Origin of the sequence: Cnuibacter physcomitrellae, assembly GCF_014640535.1 — a bacterium.
Taxonomy (GTDB): domain Bacteria; phylum Actinomycetota; class Actinomycetes; order Actinomycetales; family Microbacteriaceae; genus Cnuibacter; species Cnuibacter physcomitrellae.
In genome coordinates this window covers 2,867,892-2,887,577 of the sequence record NZ_BMHD01000001.1, presented here as the reverse complement: position 1 = coordinate 2,887,577, position 19,686 = coordinate 2,867,892, and the positions used below count along the sequence as shown (strand labels likewise).

20 protein-coding genes are annotated in these 19,686 nt (G+C 72.0%); 4 read left to right on the top strand and 16 right to left on the bottom strand.

The features are described 5' to 3' along the window. Positions 1 to 77 precede the first annotated feature (77 nt). From IEX69_RS13580 to IEX69_RS13545, 8 genes are all read right to left on the bottom strand, one after another. A complete protein-coding gene (locus IEX69_RS13580; RefSeq protein ID WP_085017852.1) occupies positions 78 to 455 on the bottom strand; it encodes a hypothetical protein in 378 nt (125 codons plus the stop codon). A gap of 103 nt (positions 456 to 558) precedes the next feature. Further along, the gene (locus IEX69_RS13575) at positions 559 to 1,392 is read right to left on the bottom strand and encodes an endonuclease/exonuclease/phosphatase family protein (protein ID WP_229756362.1); all 834 of its coding nucleotides are present in this window, start codon (positions 1,390 to 1,392) and stop codon (positions 559 to 561) included. A 10-nt stretch (positions 1,393 to 1,402) separates the two neighbouring features. After that, positions 1,403 to 2,758 carry a glutamate-1-semialdehyde 2,1-aminomutase gene (gene hemL / locus IEX69_RS13570; RefSeq protein WP_085017851.1) on the bottom strand — a complete coding sequence of 452 codons (1,356 nt, stop codon included), beginning with the start codon at positions 2,756 to 2,758 and terminating at the stop codon, positions 1,403 to 1,405. Next, positions 2,755 to 3,756: a porphobilinogen synthase gene (gene hemB, locus IEX69_RS13565; protein ID WP_085017850.1), complete on the bottom strand. Its 1,002-nt coding sequence runs from the start codon at positions 3,754 to 3,756 to the stop codon at positions 2,755 to 2,757. Before hemB ends, hemL begins: the two co-directional genes overlap by 4 nt. Positions 3,757 to 3,818: 62 nt before the next feature. Next, the gene (locus IEX69_RS13560) at positions 3,819 to 4,172 is read right to left on the bottom strand and encodes a VOC family protein (RefSeq protein WP_085017849.1); all 354 of its coding nucleotides are present in this window, start codon (positions 4,170 to 4,172) and stop codon (positions 3,819 to 3,821) included. Positions 4,173 to 4,196: 24 nt separating this feature from the next. Continuing rightward, positions 4,197 to 4,754: a hypothetical protein gene (locus IEX69_RS13555; RefSeq protein ID WP_157127053.1), complete on the bottom strand. Its 558-nt coding sequence runs from the start codon at positions 4,752 to 4,754 to the stop codon at positions 4,197 to 4,199. Positions 4,755 to 4,773: 19 nt separating this feature from the next. Beyond that, positions 4,774 to 5,268, bottom strand: a complete 495-nt coding sequence (locus IEX69_RS13550) for an SRPBCC family protein (RefSeq protein ID WP_085017847.1) — start codon at positions 5,266 to 5,268, stop codon at positions 4,774 to 4,776. Between the two features lie 2 nt (positions 5,269 to 5,270). Next, positions 5,271 to 5,642 (bottom strand): ArsR/SmtB family transcription factor, encoded by a 372-nt coding sequence (locus IEX69_RS13545; RefSeq protein ID WP_085017846.1) that lies wholly within the window; start codon positions 5,640 to 5,642, stop codon positions 5,271 to 5,273. Positions 5,643 to 5,750: 108 nt separating this feature from the next. Between IEX69_RS13545 and IEX69_RS13540 the strand changes: the two genes are divergently transcribed. After that, positions 5,751 to 6,392, top strand: coding sequence for an alpha-ketoglutarate-dependent dioxygenase AlkB (locus tag IEX69_RS13540; protein ID WP_085017845.1), 642 nt, complete (start codon positions 5,751 to 5,753; stop codon positions 6,390 to 6,392). Here IEX69_RS13540 and IEX69_RS13535 read toward each other — a convergent pair. Continuing rightward, positions 6,377 to 6,958: a TetR/AcrR family transcriptional regulator gene (locus IEX69_RS13535; protein WP_085017844.1), complete on the bottom strand. Its 582-nt coding sequence runs from the start codon at positions 6,956 to 6,958 to the stop codon at positions 6,377 to 6,379. The genes IEX69_RS13540 and IEX69_RS13535 overlap by 16 nt on opposite strands. 94 nt (positions 6,959 to 7,052) lie before the next feature. Here IEX69_RS13535 and IEX69_RS13530 point away from each other — a divergent pair, with 94 nt between their 5' ends. Next, positions 7,053 to 8,570 (top strand): MFS transporter, encoded by a 1,518-nt coding sequence (locus IEX69_RS13530; protein ID WP_085017843.1) that lies wholly within the window; start codon positions 7,053 to 7,055, stop codon positions 8,568 to 8,570. 15 nt (positions 8,571 to 8,585) lie between these two features. Here IEX69_RS13530 and IEX69_RS13525 read toward each other — a convergent pair whose 3' ends face one another. Both IEX69_RS13525 and IEX69_RS13520 read right to left on the bottom strand, forming a co-directional pair. Further along, positions 8,586 to 9,569, bottom strand: a complete 984-nt coding sequence (locus IEX69_RS13525; protein ID WP_229756361.1) for an aldose 1-epimerase family protein — start codon at positions 9,567 to 9,569, stop codon at positions 8,586 to 8,588. Continuing rightward, the gene (locus IEX69_RS13520; RefSeq protein WP_085017842.1) at positions 9,566 to 12,520 is read right to left on the bottom strand and encodes a DUF5107 domain-containing protein; all 2,955 of its coding nucleotides are present in this window, start codon (positions 12,518 to 12,520) and stop codon (positions 9,566 to 9,568) included. Before IEX69_RS13520 ends, IEX69_RS13525 begins: the two co-directional genes overlap by 4 nt. A gap of 86 nt (positions 12,521 to 12,606) precedes the next feature. Here IEX69_RS13520 and IEX69_RS13515 point away from each other — a divergent pair, with 86 nt between their 5' ends. Next, positions 12,607 to 13,485 (top strand): AraC family transcriptional regulator, encoded by an 879-nt coding sequence (locus tag IEX69_RS13515; protein ID WP_085021261.1) that lies wholly within the window; start codon positions 12,607 to 12,609, stop codon positions 13,483 to 13,485. A gap of 46 nt (positions 13,486 to 13,531) precedes the next feature. Here IEX69_RS13515 and IEX69_RS13510 read toward each other — a convergent pair whose 3' ends face one another. The 3 genes from IEX69_RS13510 to IEX69_RS13500 form a co-directional block, all read right to left on the bottom strand. After that, complete coding sequence (locus tag IEX69_RS13510; RefSeq protein ID WP_085017841.1) at positions 13,532 to 14,626, bottom strand: ABC transporter permease; 1,095 nt, start codon at positions 14,624 to 14,626, stop codon at positions 13,532 to 13,534. Next, positions 14,623 to 16,122 (bottom strand): sugar ABC transporter ATP-binding protein, encoded by a 1,500-nt coding sequence (locus tag IEX69_RS13505; protein WP_085017840.1) that lies wholly within the window; start codon positions 16,120 to 16,122, stop codon positions 14,623 to 14,625. The genes IEX69_RS13510 and IEX69_RS13505 overlap by 4 nt, the downstream gene beginning before the upstream one ends. A 102-nt stretch (positions 16,123 to 16,224) precedes the next feature. Continuing rightward, positions 16,225 to 17,271: a substrate-binding domain-containing protein gene (locus IEX69_RS13500; RefSeq protein ID WP_085017839.1), complete on the bottom strand. Its 1,047-nt coding sequence runs from the start codon at positions 17,269 to 17,271 to the stop codon at positions 16,225 to 16,227. Between the two features lie 231 nt (positions 17,272 to 17,502). Between IEX69_RS13500 and IEX69_RS13495 the strand changes: the two genes are divergently transcribed. Continuing rightward, entirely contained in the window at positions 17,503 to 17,895 is a 393-nt protein-coding gene (locus tag IEX69_RS13495; protein ID WP_085017838.1) for a PPOX class F420-dependent oxidoreductase, read from the top strand. A gap of 4 nt (positions 17,896 to 17,899) precedes the next feature. On the opposite strand, the gene IEX69_RS13490 is transcribed toward IEX69_RS13495, so the two are convergent. Then, the gene (locus tag IEX69_RS13490; RefSeq protein ID WP_085021260.1) at positions 17,900 to 18,712 is read right to left on the bottom strand and encodes a uroporphyrinogen-III synthase; all 813 of its coding nucleotides are present in this window, start codon (positions 18,710 to 18,712) and stop codon (positions 17,900 to 17,902) included. Continuing rightward, complete coding sequence (gene hemC, locus IEX69_RS13485) at positions 18,709 to 19,683, bottom strand: hydroxymethylbilane synthase (protein WP_085017837.1); 975 nt, start codon at positions 19,681 to 19,683, stop codon at positions 18,709 to 18,711. The genes IEX69_RS13490 and hemC overlap by 4 nt, the downstream gene beginning before the upstream one ends. Positions 19,684 to 19,686: the final 3 nt, after the last annotated feature.

The window sequence follows — 19,686 nt, the reverse complement described above, 5'->3', positions numbered from 1 at the left end:
GCCGCTATCCGGCGAGGTTGCCCGGATTCGGTGTCGAAGCGACAGCACAAGCCGGCGTCGACCCCGGAGGGACCGACTCAGACGTCGATGCGCTCCGTGCCCTCCTCGGGCGGGAGGCGGAGGGCGCGCAGCAGCTCGACGGCGTGCGAGGTGGTGACGATGAGGCGCGAGTACTCCTGGCGCTCGAGGTCGATCACGACCGCGGAGCGGGTGCGCTTGACGATGAGGAAGTCCTTGCCGTCGTGGTGCTTCCAGGTGCCGATCGCCAGGGTCAGCGGGATCGCCGAGCCCGGCGCGCGGATGCCGCGCACCCAGATCCACGGGTCGTCGGTGAGCACGGCGGACTTGATGTCGTCGAGCGGGATGACGATGTCGGTGCGACGGAACGACAGCAGCTTCTCGGTGCGCGTCAGACGGATCTCGAGCCGATCTGTGTGCACGAAGAGGACTGCCATGCCTCTAGTCTGCCGCGCCTCGCCGACGTTGGGCAGGGGCGGCCCGCCGCCGCGCATAACGATTCGGGCATACTCCCAGCGGCGCCGCCTGGGAAGGGGTTGATCACACAGCGTCGGGGGCCGGGATGCGCACCACGGCCTGGACGGGCAGGTGGTCGGACGGCCAGACGCCCTTCGGCCGGCGCACCCCGATCTGGACGGCGGAGACCTCGATAGCGGCGGACACGACGATCCAGTCGATCCGCTTCCGATGAGGGCGCGGATCGCGGTAGTTCTCGAAGGTCCCCCAGAGCGGGCTCAGCCTGCGGGCCGCGGCGTGCCAGGCGTCGACGAGCGCGCCGTCGGAGAACAGCTCGTCGAGCGGCTCGGTGCCCTCGCCGGAGTTGAAGTCGCCGGTGATGATCGTCGGCAGGCCGTCGCTCTCCGCCCTCTGCCGCAGCATCCTCGCACCCTCGAAGCGGGAGCGGCGCGACGCGTTGTCGAGATGGGTGTTGATCATGATGAACCGCGCCGAGGTGACCCGGTCGAGGAAGAGGGCGCGCACCAGCATCCGGGGTGTGCGGTTGCCCCAGGTACGCGATCCCGGCACGTCGGGCGTGGCGGAGACGGCGAGCTGCTGCCACTCGAGCAGGCGCAGCCGTGTCGAGTCGAAGAACAGCGGGGTGCCCTCGCCCCGGCCGTCGGCGTTGCGGCCGTGTCCGAGCATCCGGTACCCGCGCCCGAGCGCCCGCTTGACCGCGGCGGCCTGGCCCGGCAGGGCCTCCTGCACGCCGAGCAGCGTCGGCCGCGCCTCCTCGAGGACGGCCGCGACCGCGGGCTCTCGACGGGACCAGCTGTCGGCGGGCCGGGGGTCGAGGGGCATCCGCCGTCGGATGTTGAAGGTCATCACCTGCAGATCGGGCGCCTCGACGGGCCCGATCAGCGCTGAGTCCCTCACGCCACCGAGCCTAGGCGGCCGAGGGCTTCGCCAACGCCGCCGCGCGGGCCGCGGCGGGCAGTGCCTCCAGGATGCGCTGCACGGCGGAGTCGTCGTGGGCGGCCGTCACGAACCATGCCTCGTAGACCGAGGGCGGCAGCGAGACGCCGGCATCGAGCATCGCGTGGAAGAACGGCGCGTACCGGAACGCCTCCTGCGCCTGCACGTCGGCGTAGTCGCGCGGCGCGGTGGCGGAGCCGAACGTGAAGCTGAACAGGCTCCCCGCCCGCTGCACGCTGTGCGCGACCCCCGTCTTCGCGAGAGCATCCGACACCGCCGACGACACCGCGTCGGACACGACGGCGAGCCGCTCGTACACGGCGGCATCCGCGAGCTGCAGGGTGCGGATGCCCGCCGCCACCGCCACCGGGTTCCCCGACAGGGTGCCCGCCTGGTACACCGGTCCGAGCGGCGCGAGCGCCTCCATCACCTCGGCGCGGCCGCCGAGCGCGGCCAGCGGCATCCCGCCGCCCACCACCTTGCCGAAGGTGACGAGGTCGGGCCGGTACGGATGCTCGGCGGGCTCGGTGAGCCCGGCGCCGTTCTCGACGCCCCACCATCCGGCGGGCCCCGTGCGGAAGCCGGTCAGCACCTCGTCGACGATGAGCAGCGCCCCGTTCGCGTGCGCGATCTCGGCGAGAGCCGCGTTGAACCCGGGCTCCGGCGTCACGACACCCATGTTGGCGGGCGCCGCCTCGGTGATGATCGCCGCGATCTCGCCCGGGCGCTCGGCGAACACCGCGCGCACGGCGTCGAGGTCGTTGTAGGGCAGCACGATCGTCTGCGCGGCGACCGCCGCGGGCACGCCCGCGGAGGCGGGCAGGGCGAGCGTCGCCAGTCCCGACCCCGACTCGGCGAGGAGCCCGTCGGAGTGGCCGTGGTAGTGGCCGGCGAACTTCACGAGCACGTCGCGACCGGTCACCCCGCGGGCGAGGCGGATGGCGGTCATCGTCGCCTCGGTCCCCGTCGACACGAGCCGCAGCCGCTCGATCGGGTGCACGCCCTGGGCCTCCACGCGGGCACGCACCAGCTCGGCGAGCTCGGACTCGGCCGGGGTCGTCGCCCCGAACGAGAGCCCGCGGGCGGCGGCCGCCTGCACGGCGGCGACGACCTCCGGATGCGCGTGGCCGAGGATCGCGGGGCCCCAGGAGGCGACGAGGTCGACGTACTCGCGACCCTCCGCATCCGTGACGTAGGGACCGCGTGCCGAGACGAGGAAGCGCGGTGTGCCACCGACGGAGCGGTAGGCGCGCACGGGCGAGTTGACGCCGCCGGGGATGGAGCGCTGGGCGCGCTCGAACTCGGCCTGGTTCGTCGTGGTGCTCACGCGCGGCCCTCCTTCCTCAGACGCTCCGCCAGCTCGACGGCCCAGTAGGTGAGCACGGCCTCGGCACCGGCACGGCGGATGCCGAGCACGCTCTCCAGGATGGCCCGGTCGCGATCGATCCAGCCGTTCGCGGCGGCGGCCTCGATCATCGCGTACTCCCCCGACACCTGGTACGCCCAGGTCGGCACGGGGACGGCCGCGGAGACGTCGGCGACGAGGTCGAGGTAGCTCATGGCGGGCTTCACCATCACCACGTCGGCGCCCTCGTCGACGTCGAGCAGCGCCTCGCGCAGACCCTCGCGGCGGTTGGCGGGGTCGAGCTGGTAGGTCTTGCGGTCGCCCTTGAGCGTCGAGCCGACGGCCTCGCGGAAGGGGCCGTAGAAGGCGGAGGCGTACTTCGCGGCGTAGGCGAGGATCGCGACGTCCTGGAAGCCCTCGTTGTCGAGCGCCGCGCGCACGGCGGCGACCTGGCCGTCCATCATCCCCGACAGGCCGAGCAGCTGCGAGCCCGCCCGAGCCTGCTCGACGGCCATGTCGCGATAGCGGCCGAGGGTCGCGTCGTTGTCGACGCTGCCGTCAGGGGCGAGCACCCCGCAGTGGCCGTGGTCGGTGAACTCGTCGAGGCAGAGGTCGGTCTGCACGACGATCGCGTCGCCCACCTCGGCGGCGACCGCCCGAGTGGCCGCGTTGAGCACGCCCTCGGGGTCGGTGGCCGCGGATCCGACGCCGTCCTTCACCTCGTCGCTCGGCACGCCGAAGAGCATCACGCCGCCCACGCCGAGGTCGGCGGCCTCGTTCACCGCCGCCTTCAGGGTGTCGACGGTGTGCTGCACGACCCCCGGCATCGACGTGATGGGGACGGGGTCGACCACGTCGTCGCGCACGAAGAGCGGGAGGATGAGCTGAGCGGGGTCGATGCGGGTCTCGGCCACCAGGCGACGCAGAGCGGGGGTGCTGCGGAGGCGACGGGGACGCACGGCGGGGAAGCTGCCGGTCATGCCCTCCAGCTTAGGCGCGCATCCTGGGCCCCTGCCCCGGCCGGGAAGGGGTTCGGGTCGGCTCAGGCCGGCTGCCAGAGCTCGATCCGCGTGCCCTCGGGGTCGGTGACCCAGCCGAAGCGGCCGACGCCGTCCATGTCCTGCACCTCGTCGTCGACGTCGGCTCCGGCCGCGCGAAGCTGCGCCAGCATCGCGTCGAGGTCGCGCACGCGGAGGTTCATCATGCTCTGCTGCGTGCGCGGTCCGAGGTAGTCGCTGTCGGCCTCGAACACGGCGAACACCGTCGGGCCATGCTCGGTCGTCCACGAGCCGTACTCGTCGAGCTCCATCCCGAGCACGTCGCGGTACCAGGCCCTCAGCGCCTCCGGGTCGGATGCGCGCACGAACCACCCGCCGACCCCCACCACTCTCTCCATGCGGTCAGGGTAGTGCCGCGCAGGTCAGGGTGCGGGGCAGGTGGCGGTGAAGGAGCTCGTGGCGTCGAGCTGCTCCGCGACCGACGGGTCGTAGTCGCCGATCGAGGCGAGAGCGGGGTCGCGGGGCTGCACCGAGGCCCACCCCTCCGCACCGAGGGCGGTGTAGGTCGTCGCGCCGTCGTCGCCGACCTCCATCTGAAGCGCCCCGGACCCGCTGAACTGCGCGACGAGGTCGTCGCCCACCACCCAGCTCAGCACCCGGTCGTCATCCACGACGTCGAAGCTGACGCCGACCCCGGCCTCGGGCGACTTGTTCGCGATGGTGATGGAGTCGCCGACGCAGGAGAGGAGCCCGCCCGGCTTCAGCTCGCCCGTCAGCGTCGTCGGCGTCCCGTCGCGCTCGAACTCGATCACGACGACGGGCCCGGAGTCGTCCGGCCAAGGAGGCGTCGGGGTCGGCGTGGGGCTCGCGCCCGGCACGCCATCCGCCCCCGTCGGTGTCGAGCTCGACGCGCACCCCGCCAGGCCCACCACCCCGGCGACGGCGAGGAGGGCGGCCACACGGGACAGAGGAGAGCTCACCTTCACGCGGAGTGGCGAGCTAGTGGACGAGGAGCCCGTCGATCTGGCCGATGGCCTCCCGGAGGCCCTCCTCCATTCCCATCGCGATGAGCTGCTCCATCTGCTCGACGCTCTCGAAGCGCGAGGTGACGACCATGCGGGTGCGGTCGACGTCACCGCCGATCGCCTCGAGCGTGACGGTCACGTGGGTCGTCGGCATGTCGGGGTTCGGCTCCCCGCGCTCGTCGGCGAAGCGATCCTCGAAGGACAACGAGGTCGGGGCCTCGGCCGTGACGATCTCCCACACCCCGCCCGCTTGGGTGCCGTCGGGCCCGGTCATGACGTAGGTCGCACGCCCACCCGGGCGAAGGTCGAGGGCGTGGAAGGTGGCGGGCCAGGTGGGCGGGCCCCACCACCGCTCCAGCCGGCGCGGGTCAGCCCACAGCTGCCACACCCTGGCGACATCGGCGCTGAACTCGGCCACGATGGCGAGGGTCAGGGCCTCGGCGTCCTTCTCGGTAGCGATGACAGGCACTGTCACTCCTTCTGTCGGTCGCGGCCGCGAGCGCTCGGCTCGTCGGTCGCGAGGATGTCGTCCATACGATCCACGCGCTGCCGCCAGATCCTCTCGAAGCCCTCGAGCAGACGGGTGGCGGCGCGGACGGCGTCCACATCTCCATGCACGATCTGCTCCCTCCCGTTGCGCTGCTTCCGGACCAGGTGTGCCCGCTCGAGCACCGCGACATGCTTCTGCACGGCCGCGAAGCTCATGGCGTAGCGCTCGGCCAGCGACGACACCGATTGCCCGGATGCCATGACCCGCGTCACGATGTCACGCCGCGTCGCGTCGGCCAGTGCCCTGAAGAGGCGATCGACGTCGTCCTGCGAGAGATCCTCTGATACAACCATTAGGTTGTATGTTAGCCAGTCTCCCGGACGCGGTCAAGACCCCCCGAGAGGCCGTCGACGAACCGCCTGCACTAGAACATGTGTTCGAAACTCGGTAGGGTCGTGCATATGGATCTGCAGTATCAGGGGTCGCTGTTCGACACCCTCGACCTCCTCGACGGCGGCCCCGGCCTCCAGCCGCTCGGCGACGCCGTCGAGCGCATCACGCTGTCGCAGGGGGCGTGGCTCGATCTGCGGCCGGGCTGGCTCGACGACTCCGACGCGGTGTTCGAGCAGCTCGCCCTGCACGTGCCGTGGGTCGCCGACCGGCGCGAGATGTACGACCGCGTCGTCGACGTGCCTCGGCTCGTCTCACGCTACGGGAGGGGCGACGAGCTGCCGCTGCCGATCCTCACCGAAGCGCGCGAGGCCCTGAACGATCATTACGGCCGTCCGCCCAGGCAGGTGTTCGAGACCGCAGGGCTCTGCTTCTACCGCACGGGCGACGACAGCGTCGCGTGGCACGGAGACCGTGTCGGCCGCACCCTGCACCAGGACACGATGGTCGCCATCCTCTCCGTCGGCGCCGAGCGGACGCTCTCGGTGCGACGCAAGGGCGGCGGTGCGGTGATGCGCTTCCCCGTCGGGCACGGCGACCTCATCGTGATGGGCGGCAGCTGCCAGCGCACGCACGAGCACGCCATCCTCAAGACCAAGCGCGCCGTCGGCCCCCGCATCAGCGTGCAGTTCAGGCCCTACTGGCCGCGCTGACCACTCGCGCCCGCGGGCGGGAGGAGCGAGAGCAGGCGGGCGATGATCGCCTCGCGCTCCTCGCCGAGGGGCACCAGCGTGAAGCCGGATGCCGTGGGCGGCGACCCCTCGGGCACGACCGCCGCGTTGTAGTAGATGCCGTCGGACACGAGCTGCATCAGCCTCGCGACGACGGGGTCACCGGTGAGCTCGAGGATGGCGCGGTACCAGCCCTCCTCGAGGTCCTGGAGTGCGGCGAACGCATCCGCACGCCCCGCGCGGGCGAGCACCTGGGTGGCGAGGTAGCTCGCCCCGAGAGGGTCGTCGACGTCGCTCGCGGCGACGATGAAGTGGTGGATCGCCTTCTCGGCGGTGTCGGGGAAGCCCGCCAGGTCGGCGGCGCCCCGCTCCGTGAGCCGGGCGATGAGCCCCGAGGCGAGGTCGTCCTTCGACTTGAAGTGGTAGAGCAGCCCGCCCTTCGACACCCCCGCCTCGACGGCGATCGCGTCGAGCGTGGATCCGCGTTCCCCGAGCTCGACGAGCTGCCGCTCGTAGGCGTCGAGGATGCGCTCTCGGGCCGACGTCATGCTGCCATTCTCCTCTCCGCAACACTGCAAGCCGCGCAAGCACGGGTCCGGTCACTCGCCACTGTACCGTCCAGACGGTATAGTAGACGTCGCCATGATCCTCCAGACGCCTTCCTCACCCGTGCGCGCCGGTGCTCGGGACTGGCTGGGACTCGCGGTGCTGATGCTCCCCGTGCTCCTGGTCTCCATCGACAACACGGTGCTGAGCTTCGCGCTGCCCTGGATCGCGCTCGACCTGAAGCCGAGCGCCGCGATGCAGCTCTGGATCGTCGACGTCTACCCGCTCGTGCTCGCGGGGCTCCTCGTCACGATGGGCAACCTCGGCGACCGGTGGGGCAGGCGACGACTGCTGCTGGTCGGGGCGACCGGGTTCGCGGTCGTCTCCGTCCTCGCGGCGTTCTCCGTCTCGGCGGAGATGCTGCTCGTCGCCCGTCTGCTGATGGGCGTCTTCGGTGCGGCGATCATGCCGTGCACGCTCTCGCTCATCCGCGGGATGTTCGAGGACCGCGAGCAGCGCCGTCTCGCCATCGCCATCTGGGCCACCGGCTTCGGCTTCGGCGGCGCCGTCGGCCCGATCGTCGGCGGCCTCCTGCTCGAGGTGGCCCCGTGGGGTTCGGTGTTCCTGATCGCCGTGCCCATCCTGGTGCCGCTGCTGGCGCTCGCGCCCTTCGTCATCCGCGAGTCCCGCGACCCCGATCCCGGGCCCATCGACCTGCCCTCGATCGGGCTGTCCATGCTCGCGCTCGCGCCGATCGTGTTCGCCATCAAACATGTCGCCACCGAGGGGGTCGACCTCCTCACCCTCGGCGCAGCGGTGCTCGGAATCGTCGCCGGTGTCCTGTTCGTCCGTCGCCTATTGCGTCAGCGCAATCCGCTGCTCGACGTGCGGCTGTTCGCCGTGCCGGCGTTCACCGGCTCGGTGCTGGTCAACCTCATGAGCGTGGTCTCGTTGGTGGGCCTGCTCTACTTCCTCTCGCAGCACCTGCAGCTCGTGGTGGGGCTGGGCCCGTTGGAGGCGAGCCTCGTGCTCGTGCCGGGGGCGGCGCTCATGATGGTCGCCGGGCTCGTCGTGGTGCGCCTCGTGCGGCGCATCCGCCCCGCCGTGCTGATGGCCTCCGGCCTGCTGCTCTCCGGCGCCGCCTACCTCACGATCGCGCTGGCGGGGGCCTCGGCCTCGGTCCTGCTGCTCGGCACCGCGTTCGCCGCCCTCTCGGTGGGCGTCGGACTCGCCGAGACGCTGTCGAACGACATCATCATCGCGTCCGTCCCGCCCGCGAAGGCGGGAGCCGCGTCAGCGGTCTCGGAGACCGCGTACGAGCTGGGCGCGGTGCTCGGCACGTCCGTGATGGGCGGCGTGCTCGCGGCGGCCTACCGAGCTCACCTCGTGATCCCGAGCGGCGTCTCCGACGAGGCCGCCTCCGCCGCGCGCGAGACCCTCGCCGGCGCGCTCGACGCGGGTGCGGCGCTTCCGGATGCGGTGGGCTCGGCCCTCGTCGACTCGGCGCGCCACGCGTTCGACTCGGGAGTCGTCCTCACCTCGTTCACCGGCGCCGCGCTGATGGTCGTCGCCGCCGTGGTCGCCCTGGCCACCGTCGGCCGCAGCCGAGCCTGAGCGGGCGAGTCCGCCTCACGAGACGGCACGGAGCCACCACTCCAGGGAGGTCGACTCCCCCGGCGCGAGGACGCGGAGGTCGATCCCCGAGCTGAAGGCGTCGGGCGGGCAGGTCATGGGCTCGACGGCCAACGCCGACCGCCGTCGGCCGGGCTCGTCGAGGTCGTCGCTGTAGAGCTGGACCCAGGCGCAGCCCTCATCCCATCCCATCTCCACGCCGTGACCCCGCGCATCCGTCAGCCTCGCCCCGGCCGCCCCCGCGTACGCGTGGTTCAGCGCGGCGTCGCCGATCTCCCGCTCCGCGGTGAAGTCGAGGTCCGGGCGCTCGGCGAGGTCGACGACCCCGAGGGGCAGCATCCGGTCCTCGGAGACGAGCATCACGTCGGTGGCGGGCATGCTGAGGCGCCACCCGTCCACGTCGCCCTCCGCCGACGCCGCACCCGCATCCGCCCCCGCGCCCACCACGAGGTACGGATGCACGCCCAGCCCGATCGGAGCGCGCCGCGTGGACTCGTTGGTCGCCGTGATCCGCTGGCGCATCCCGCCCGCCGAGACGGAGACCTCCACGTCGAGGCGGAGGCGCCACGGGTATCCCGTCTGGGGCTCGATGCGCCCGCGGAGCGCGACGCCACCCGATCCCCAGCGCACGCAGGAGAAGTCGGTCCAGGCGGCCAGACCGTGCAGCGCTGTGGCGGTCACGGGGTCGGACAGCGTGAGCTGGTGCTCGACCCCGTCGAACTCGTAGCGGCCGTCGGCGAGGCGGTTCGGCCACGGCGCGAGGAGCGCGCCCCTCATCCCCGGCCGCACCTCGTCGGCCTCGAACGAGGCGAGGAGCGGACGCCCGTGGAACGACACGGACCGGAGCGTCGCTCCGACGCTTCCGAGCACGGCCTCGTACCCGCCGCCCGAGACCTCGTACTGCACCCCGGACGCTGGAACCGCGGACGCCGGCACCCCCGACGCCGGCACCGACGCCGCGCCCGCCTCCGCGGCGGTCACACCCCGTCGCCCGCCGACTCCCGGGTGAACAGGAGCAGCTCGGGCAGGCTGGTGGCGAAGTAGTCCGTCGTCCCGTCGTCGCGCACCGGCGCCGGCGCGGTGTACCGCGGCCGGGCCTCGCCGAGGGAGGCGGGTGGATCGGCGAGCGGCAGACCGAGCGCCTCGCGGGCCGCGTCCCAGGTGGCCAGCGCACGCCCCTCGCCGCCCTCCCAGGGATGGAAGGGTCGCGACAGCAGGATCTCCAGGGCCTCCGCGGCACGCCCCTCGGCGATCAGCAGCCCGAGGTACTCGATCGTGAGATCGTCGCGCCGCAGGACCACCTCGGCCAGGGGCTCGAGCCGGGCGAGACGCTCGGCCGGGCTCTGTCCCAGCCGGGCGGCGAGCTGATCCTGCTCGTAGAGCAGCCGGGCGTCGGCGGGTGCCAGCGCACGCGCCTCCTCGTAGCGCCGCCAGGCCGTCCCGTCGTCGTGGGCGACGGCGTAGGCCGCGAGCGCCGCGTTGCGGAGCAGCACGGGATCGCGGAGGCCGAGCTCGAGCGCGGCCTCCCAGTGGTGCTGCGCGTCGGCCCGGCGGCCGCTCGAATAGAGCAGCATGCCGAGCAGGAAGTGCGCGACCGCGTCGCCCTCGTCGACCTCGAGTGCGGCCACCAGTGCGTCGTGCGCGTCGAGGCCGGACGGGAAGGCCCGGGTGAGATCGGATGCGCGGGCGGCCGCCCGTTCCCGTGCCGCCCCGTCGGAGTCACCTCGGCGGTCGAGCAGCTGGGCGGCGAGGTAGTGGGCGACCGGTCCGAGGTTGCCGGCGTCGGTCGGAGCCGCCGCCGCGGCGCGCAGGAACAGGTGGAGCGCGTCATCCGCACCGCAGGCGCGGAGCTCGAGAGCGACGTCGAGCAGCAGACCGGCGTCCTCCGCGACCGGCTGCCCGAGGAGCACGCGCACCGCGACGTTCAGCGGCTCGGCGACGAGCTCCGCCCGGAGCAGGGCGTCCGCCTCGGCCGTCCGATCGCTGCGTCGCAGCAGCACAGCACGGAGGACCGCGCGTCGGCTGTCGTGCCCCACGACGCCGTCGAGGGTGTCGAGCACGCGCAGGGCGGCGCGCAGACGGCCGCGCCGGGAGAGCGAGGCGGCGAGCTCGTAGCCCGCGGCCGCGGCCCACGTGCCGTCCCACCCGGCCTTCCCGAGGTGGCGTTCCGCCTCCTCGTCCCGACCCAGCCGGGTCAGGATGAGCCCGGCGAGGTAGTAGGCCTCGGCGTCCGCCGGGTTCGCGTTCCGTCGCGTGAGCCGGTCCAGCGCGAGCTCCACGCGGGCCAGCGCCGCCGCGTACGAGCCCGCGCGGTGCTCGCGGCTCGCGAGCGCGAGGTTCGTCCGCACGTCACCGGGGTCGCGCCGGAGCGCCTCCTCCCAGTACGCCAGGGGCGACCGCGTCGGGTGGCGGAACTGCTCGAGGTGCAGTCCCGTGAGGTACAGCTCCTCGACGCTCGCGATCTCTTCGGGCGCGGGCGGCTCGGTGGCCACCCAGGGCTCCTCGTCCGTGGTCCGCGTCGGGGCCCAGCGCACGAGGAGATGCCCGGACGCGTCGACGAGCTCGGCGGCGACCTCGGGGTCGTCGCCCGACAGCGTGGGAGCCGTGACCGACACCGGCACGCCGGGCACCATCGCGACGGTCCGCGACTCCACGACCTCGCCACCGCGCAGGATCCGCACCACGGCGTCGGGCTGGGGCGAGGTGACCGCGAAGAGCGCCTCGACCCCCGCGCCCGTCGTGATCCCGACGGCCGCGTCCGGGGTGGCCTGGCGGGCGGGCCCGATGGCGGGGATCGGGAACCAGTGCTGGGTGAACACCTTCGTCTCGCCCGGCAGCAGCCAGGAGAAGTCGGGCTGGTTGTCGGTGTAGACGCCGGCCATGAGCTCGACGTAGGGTCCGTCGCCGTCGGTGAGCTGCGCATCCCAGGCGTGCCCGAAGGGTGCGTCGCCCCAGGTCCACTGCTTCTTGCCCGGGGAGAGGCGCCGCTCGGCCCAGTGCACGAAGCCGGCCCCCGCGGCGTGGTCGTATCCGCCGAAGAAGTCCTGCTGCGAGTCGACGATCATGTACGAGGTCGGCACCGGGATGTTGCGGTACCAGTCGATGCGGTCGGCTCCCGGATGCGCCTCGGCCAGCGCCGGGTAGTCGACCCCGTAGTAGGGGCGATCGGCGGCGGGGAACGCCGTGATCGCACGCCGCGCGTGGTCGGCGACGTACCGCACGTCCTCGGGGAAGAAGGACTGGTAGTCGTCGTGCACGCGCGCGGCGACGTTCGCCCACCACAGGAACGTCTGCCGCTCGCTGGTGCGGTTGTGCAGGCGTACCGCAAGCTCGACCACGGTGCTGTCGGGCCGCAGCCGCACACCGTGGTGGGCGGCCATCCGGGTGAACGGGTCGTGGTCGGCGCACCAGACGGTCATCGAGCCGTCGTCGCCGCGCTCGAGGGCCGTCTCGACGGGCAGGTAGGTGGCGGGCCGGTGGTGCTGGGGCCAGTTGAACTCCACGCCGCCGCTGATCCACGGCCCGGCCAGTCCCACCAGCGCCGGCTTGATCACGTTGTTGCGGTAGAAGAAGTCGTACCCGGTGGTCTTGTCGTACCCGATGTGGATCCGACCGCCGAGCTCCGGCAGCACCACGAGCCGGACGTACCGGTTCTCGAGGTGGATCGCCTGCCACTGGCGGTCGTGGGCCTCGTCGGCGATGCGCTCGGTGAACGGCAGCGGGTACACCCGCCCGCTCGAGCCCTGGTACACGCGCTGGTCGAGGTACATCGGATACTCGCTCGGGGTCTCCGCCTCGTAGGTGCGGATGGTGAGCGGCTCGCTCCAGGCGACCGGTCGGCCGGCCTCGAGGTCGGCCCTCAGCTCCTCCGGCACGTCGGGCAGTGTGAGCTGCGCGAGCTCGGGCACCGCGATCGTGGGATCAGCGGTCATCGTCGGCCTCCTGGGATGGACGGGTCGTGAACGTGGGCGGGTCGCGGATAGGGTGAGCTGCGAGGCAGCGCATGAACGAATCGACGATGGCTGAGGCCACTCCGCACTATCGCAAGGAGGGCTTCCGCAACCAGCGGCTCTGCGTGGTGCCGCGCCCGCAGGTCGATGCCGCCTCCGGCCGGGCGGGGACCCGCCAGCTCCTGGTGACGGACGCCGGGTACTTCCCCACGGCCGACAGGCACCGCCGCCGGCGGAAGAACGGCACGGCGGAGACCATCGTGCTGCTCTGCGTGTCGGGCAGCGGCGAGGTCACGATCGACGGTCGCACGACGCTCGTCACACCGGGCACGTGCGCCGTCATCCCGCCCTTCACCCCTCACGACTACTCGGCGTCGGAGGACGACCCCTGGACGATCTGGTGGATGCACATCCGCGGCGCCGACGTCCCCGACCTGGTGGGCGGGATGCTCGCCGCCGAGGGCTCGCTCACCCGGCTCCGCACGATCGACCGGGTCGCGGCGCTCTTCGACGAGCTGGTGACCACGCTCGAGGGGCGCCTGTCCCCCATCCATCTGCTGGCCGCGTCGGGGATCGCCTGGAACCTGCTCACGCGGATCACCGTCGACAGCGTGCTGCCCGCCTCCGGCTCCCCCCTCGAACGCGCCATGCGCTACCTGGAGTCGCGGGTGGAGAGCACCATCCCGGTGCCCGAGCTCGCGGCGATCGTGGGGCTCTCGCCCTCGCACCTCAGCGCGCTCTTCCGGGAGGCGACGGGCGGTGGCCCGGGGGCCTTCCACACGGCGCTCAAGATGGGCCGCGCACGGACCCTCCTCGACACGACGTCGCTGCCCGTGGCCGACGTGGCGGCCGCGGTCGGCTACTCCGATCCGCTGTACTTCTCGCGGCACTTCCGGCGCATCCACGGGGTGAACCCGTCGACCTACCGGGCGCAGCACAAGGGCTGATCCGGGTGCGCGCACTCGGATGCGATGTGACATCGTCCTCGTCCGATCAGCCGGGGATGCCGATGCGGCGCTCGCCCGAGCGCAGCTGCTGGATGACGACCGCCGCGACGAGCAGTGCTCCCTGGGCGACGTTCTGCCAGAACGTGTTGACGCCGAGGAGCGTCATGCCGTTGGTGAGCACGCCGAGCAGGATCACCGCGAGGATGGTCCCCGCGATGGCGCCCTTGCCGCCCTTGAGCGCTGCGCCGCCGAGCGCCGCCGCCGTGATGGCCTGCAGCTCGAGGCCCTCCGATCCCGAGATCGGCTGGCCGGATCCGGTCCTCGCGGTGATCAGGATACCCGCGATCGCGGCGACCGCGCCGGTGACCATGTAGACGCCGATGATGTACCGGTTGATGTTGATGCCGCCGAGGCGGGAGGCGATGTTGTTGCCGCCCACCGCGTAGATGTTGCGGCCGATCGAGGTGTACCGGAGCACCACGTGCGCCAGCACCGCCACCACGATGAGCACCCAGATCAGCACCGGGATGCCGAGGAGCGTGCCGCGGGCGAGGAAGACGAAGAACGGGTCGGCGCCGGTGTAGCCCTGGGCTCGACCGTCGGAGATCAGCTGCGCGACGCCCTTGAACGCGGCCAGGGTGGCCAGGGTCGCGATCACCGGGTTCACCCGGCCGAACACGATGATGCAGCCGTTGATGAGACCGCAGACCAGGCCGATGATCACGGCGCCGAGCACCCCCAGCGCGGCCGAGCTGGTCGAAGTGAAGATCATCGCGGACGCCACGCTCGTGAGACCGGCGACCGACCCCACCGAGATGTCCAGCGCGCCGAGGATGATGACGATCGTCTGCACGACCGCGAGCAGTCCGACGATCGCGATGGCGGTGCCGATCACCTTGAGGTTCGGCACGGTGAAGAACAGCGGGTTCTGGATGCCGATGATCGCCACCACGATCGCGATCGCGATGATCAGCGAGATGTTCTGCACGCCGATCGCGCTGATGACCCGGCGGAGGCCGGAGATCCGCTCTGGCTCGGCCTGCGGCTGCACCGCGGGGGCCTTCTCGGTCGTCGTCACGGGGGTGTCCTCTCGGGGATGGATGCTGGTGCTGTCGTCTGTGGTGCGCGCGCCGGTGCTCATGCGGCCGCCTCCTCGTCCATGGCGAGCGCGAGGATCCGCTCCTCCGTCGCCTCCGACCGGGGCAGCTCGCCGGTGATGCGGCCGTGGGCCATCGTGTAGATGCGGTCGGAGACGCCGAGCACCTCGGGGAGCTCGCTCGAGACCACCACGACGGCCACGCCGGCGTGGGCGAGCTCGTCGATGATGCCGTAGATCTCCGACTTCGCCCCCACGTCGATCCCGCGGGTGGGCTCGTCGAGGAGGAGGAGCTTCGGCTTCGTCGCGAGCCAGCGGGCGAGCACCACCTTCTGCTGGTTGCCGCCCGACAGGTTGCCGACCAGCGTCTCGGTCGAGGGCGTGCGGATCCGGAGCCGCGTGATGTAGTCCTGGGCGAGCGCCCGCTCCGCGCGGTTCCGCACGAAGATCCAGCTCGAGAGCGACTTCAGCACGACGAGCGCGGCGTTGTCGCGGACCGACCGCTGCAGCAGCAGCGCCTCGGCCTTGCGCTCCTCGGGTGCGAAGCCCACTCCGGCGCGGATGCTGTCGGAAGGCTGACGGATGCGCTTGACGCTCCCCGAGATCCGGATCTCGCCGCTGGTCACGGGGTAGTCGCCGGCGATCGTCTTCATGAGCTCGCTGCGCCCGGCGCCCACGAGGCCCGCGATGCCGACGACCTCGCCCGCGCGCACCGTGAGGTCGACGCCCGAGACGAACGGGTTCGTCACGCCCCTCAACTCGAGGACGGTGTCGCCGAGCGGAGCCGGGTCACGGTGGAAGAACTGGCTGAGGTCACGGCCCACCATCATCCGCACCAGCTCGTCGTGGCTGGTCTCGGCCACGGGCTTCGTGCCGACGAACGCCCCGTCCCGGAGCACGGTGATGCGATCGGCGAGCTGGAAGATCTCCTGCATGCGGTGCGAGACGTAGGCGATGGCGATGCCCTCGGCCTGCAGCTGACGGATGAGGGCGAAGAGCAGCCCCACCTCGTCGTCGCCGAGCGACGACGTCGGCTCGTCGAAGCACATGATCCGCGGGCGGCTGACCACGGCCCGCATGATCTCGACGATCTGACGCTGGGCCGGCGACAGCTCGGAGCCCAGCGCATCCGCGCGGATGACGCGGTCGAAGCCCCAGCGCGTGAGCTCGTCGCGGGTGCGCTTGAGCAGCGCGCGGCGGTTGTAGGCGAAGCGGCCGAGGTCTCCCACGAAGACGTTCTCGGCGACGGAGACGGCCCCGATGATCTCGGGCTCCTGCGCGATGACGCGGAGGCCCGCGGCGCGCGCATCGGCGGGGTCGGAGAAGGAGACCGGCTGCCCGTCGATGAGCAGCTCGCCGCCATCGGCGCGGTAGTCGCCGTTGAGGATCTTGAGCAGCGTCGACTTCCCGGCGCCGTTCTCGCCCATGAGCGCGGTGACCTCGCCCGCCCGCAGCTCGAGGTCGACCCCGCGCAGGGCGCGCACCGGCCCGAAGCTCTTGGTGATGCCGGATGCGCGGAGCGCGATCACGTCGTCGGTCATGTGGTCCGTCCTCGTCGTCGGATGGGATGGTCGGTCGACCGGGGAGGGTCGGGAGCGGAGGCGCCGCTCCCGACCCGCCCGGGTCAGCGGTGGGTCAGGCGATCAGGTGCAGACGACGCCCTTGGACTCCCAGTTGCTCGCGTCGACGATCTCGGTGTTCGCGATGGACTGGGGCGGCAGCGCGGTGCCGTCGCGGAGGAGGGCGACCATCGAGTCGACGGCGGACTTGCCCACCTCGACGCCCGAGATGAACAGGGCGGCCTTGTTGCCCGTGTCCTGCCCGGCCTTCCAGTCCTTGCAGGTGAGGTAGGCGCCCAGGCCCACGCCGATGATGTCGGCGGGAGCGACACCCGAGTTCTGCAGCGCCGTCACGACGCCGGTCTCGTTCTCGTCGTTGCAGCCCCAGACGATCCAGTGCTTCACGCCCGAGTTGGCGGTGATGACCGCGCCGGCCTTGTCCTGAGCGTCGGTCGCCGAGTTGTCGGTGCCGACCTTGATGACCTCGGGTCCGTCGGCGACGGCCTTGCTGAAGGCGCTCGCCGCGCCGTCGACGCGCTGCTGGCAGACCGAGAGGTCCTCCTTGTAGGCGGAGAGGATGCGGGTGTCGGCCGCCGTCCATCCGGCCTTCTGGTAGAGGCTCGCCGCCTCAGCGCCCACCTGCTCGCCCATCGAGGTGCCGTCGAAGCCGGCGAAGGGCGCCGCGTTGCCCGCGCCGTCCTCGATGGTGTCGTCGGCGGCCATGATCGGGATGCCGGCGTCGTTCGCGAGCTGGATCACCTGCGGGCCGATCTGCTGGTCCGGGACGACGATGATGATGCCGTCGACCTGCTGGGCGATGGCCGCCTCGACCTCGGAGATGGCCTTGTTCGAGTCGGTGCCGAGGTCGACGACGTTGACGGTCACGTCACCGGCGGCCTCGGCGGCCTGCTTGGCGCCGTTCGCCTCGTCGATGAAGTACTGCTGGTCGCCCTGCTTCTGCAGCAGCGCGATCGTGAGCGGCCCGTCGTTCGTGCCCCCTGCGGCCGGGGTAGAGCCCGAGCCGCTCGACTCCATGCCCGAGGTGCAGGCGCTGAGTGCGACGAGGGCGACCGCGGCGATGCCCGCAGCGGTGGCGGCGCGCCAGGGCGCGCGTGCTGTGTGTCTGATCATCCGTGTTCCTTGTCCTCTTCGACCTCCCGGCCGACGTGGCCGGGTGGGTGTTCACGGTGTGCGTGTCTCGCGCTCGGGGTGACCTCTCCGCACGATTCGGGGGTCCCGGTTCGTCGTCGAACGTCGTGAGCGCACGTTCGACGTTACGCCGCCCCGTCGCGACCGCCCGAGGACGATCGGATGGACCACCTGGACGATCCTCTGATCGTCACATCGCCGTAAGCTGGGACCATGACGACCGAGATCCCCGCCGACCTGGTCCGCCTGCTGGAGGAGCCGAACTACGGCCACCTGGGCACCATCCGCCCCGACGACACCGTGCAGGTCAACCCGATGTGGTTCCTCTACGACGGCGAGACCCTCCGGTTCACGCACACCACGAAGCGCGCGAAGTTCCGCAACCTGCAGCACAATCCGTCGATGTCGCTCTCCGTCATCGACCCGGAGAACCCGTTCCACTACCTGGAGGTGCGCGGCCGGCTCATCGAGGTCGAGCCCGACCCCGAGGGCGCGTTCTACGTGGTGCTCGGCAAGCGCTACGGCAACCCCAGCCAGACCCCGCCGCCCGACAAGGCCGACCGCGTGGTGCTCGTCATGAGCATCGAGCACACCACCACGCAGTAGACGGTCAGTACTCGCCGTCGGAGCCGTCGGATCCGTCGGCGCGGCGCGCGTTGGCGACCTCGATGACGGCGTTGATGAGCGACTCGGCCGAGCGGCCCTTCGCGATGAGGTCGACGCGGAGACCGTAGCCGCGGGCGTCCTCCGCCGTGCGCGGTCCGATGGCGGCCACGAGCGTCGACTCGGGCACCGGCCCGAGCTGCTCCTGCACCTGCTCGGCCACCGAGCCCGAGGTGACGAAGATCGCGTCGATCGAGCCGGACGCCACGTCGGCCCGGATCTGCGGATCGACGGGCACGCCGACCGTGCGATAGGCCACCACCGAGTCGACCGTGTGCCCGCGGGCGATGAGCCCCTCGGTGAGCACGGGCTTGGCGATGTCGCTGCGCAGCGTCAGCACGCGCAGCTCCGGCCCGAACTGCTCGAAGCGCTTGAGCTCGCGCAGAAGGCCCGCCGCCGAGTTGTCCTCGGAGGGGACCAGGTCGACCTTGTAGCCGGCCGCCATGAGGGCCGCGGCCGTCGTCTCGCCCACCGCGGCGACGTGGGTGGAGCTGGGCACCACGGCCTGCTGCGAGATCAGCACGTCGACCGTCGTGGCGCTGGTGAGGGTCAGCCAGTCGAATGCGCCGTCGGCGAGTCGGCGCAGCGCATCCTCGAGGGCGGCGGCGTCGTCGGCCGGCGCGAAGTTGATCATGGGCGCGACGATGGGCGAGGCGCCCACGGCGCGCAGGTCGGCGGCCACGCCGTGACCCCACGGCCCGCCCCGCGGCACCAGGACGCGCCAACCGCCGAGCGGTCGCCCCGACCAGGCGGCGGTCACGGCCGGTCCCCCGGCCACACGCCGTCGGAGGGCGCCGAGTCGGTCGGCGCGGGCACGCCGATGGGCGCGATCTCGCCCGCTCCGTCCTCGAGCAGCTGCTGGGCGACGGCCTGACCGAGGAGCGACGCGACGAGCGCATCATCGCCGAGCAGCTGAGCCGAGCGCGAGCAGCCGATCTCCTCGGCTCCGGACGGCGCGTAGACGGTGGCCGCCAGCAGCAGCTCGTCGTCATCGACGACGGCGGTGGCGCCGACGGGAGCCGCGCAGCCCGCCTCGAGGGCGGCCAGCACCGCGCGCTCGGCGAAGACCGCCGTGCGCGTGGGCGGATGCTCGATGCTCAGCAGCTCGGGAATGCTGTCACCCTCTCGGATCTCGATCGCGAGCGCACCCTGACCGGGGGCCGTCGGCCAGAGGTCGAGCGGGAAGAGGTCGGATGCCGAATCCAGCCTACCGAGACGGGACAGCCCGGCGGCAGCCAGGACGACCGCGTCGAGGTCTCCCGACTCGACCCGACCCAGCCTGGTGTCGATGTTGCCCCGGATGTCGACGATCTCGAGGTCGGGCCGGACGGCCCTCAGCTGCGCGATCCGCCGCGGCGAACCCGTCCCGACCCTGGCACCGGGCGGCAGCTCGTCGAGCGAGAGGCCGTCTCGGGCGCACAGCGCGTCACGCGGATCCTCGCGGATGGGCACGGCGCCGATGCGCAGCCCAGGGTACGGCTGGGTGGGCAGGTCCTTGAGGGAGTGCACGACCACGTCGCACTCGTCGGCCAGCAGCGCCTCGCGCAGGGCGCTGGCGAACACGCCCGTCCCCCCGAGCGAGGACAGCGAGTCCTTGATCCGGTCTCCCTCGGACTGGATCACGACGATCTCGACCTCGAGGCCCGACGCCTCGACGATCGAGGCGGCGACGGCCTCCGTCTGCGCTCGGGCGAGGGCACTGCCTCTGGTTGCGATGCGAAGGGGTGTCATAGC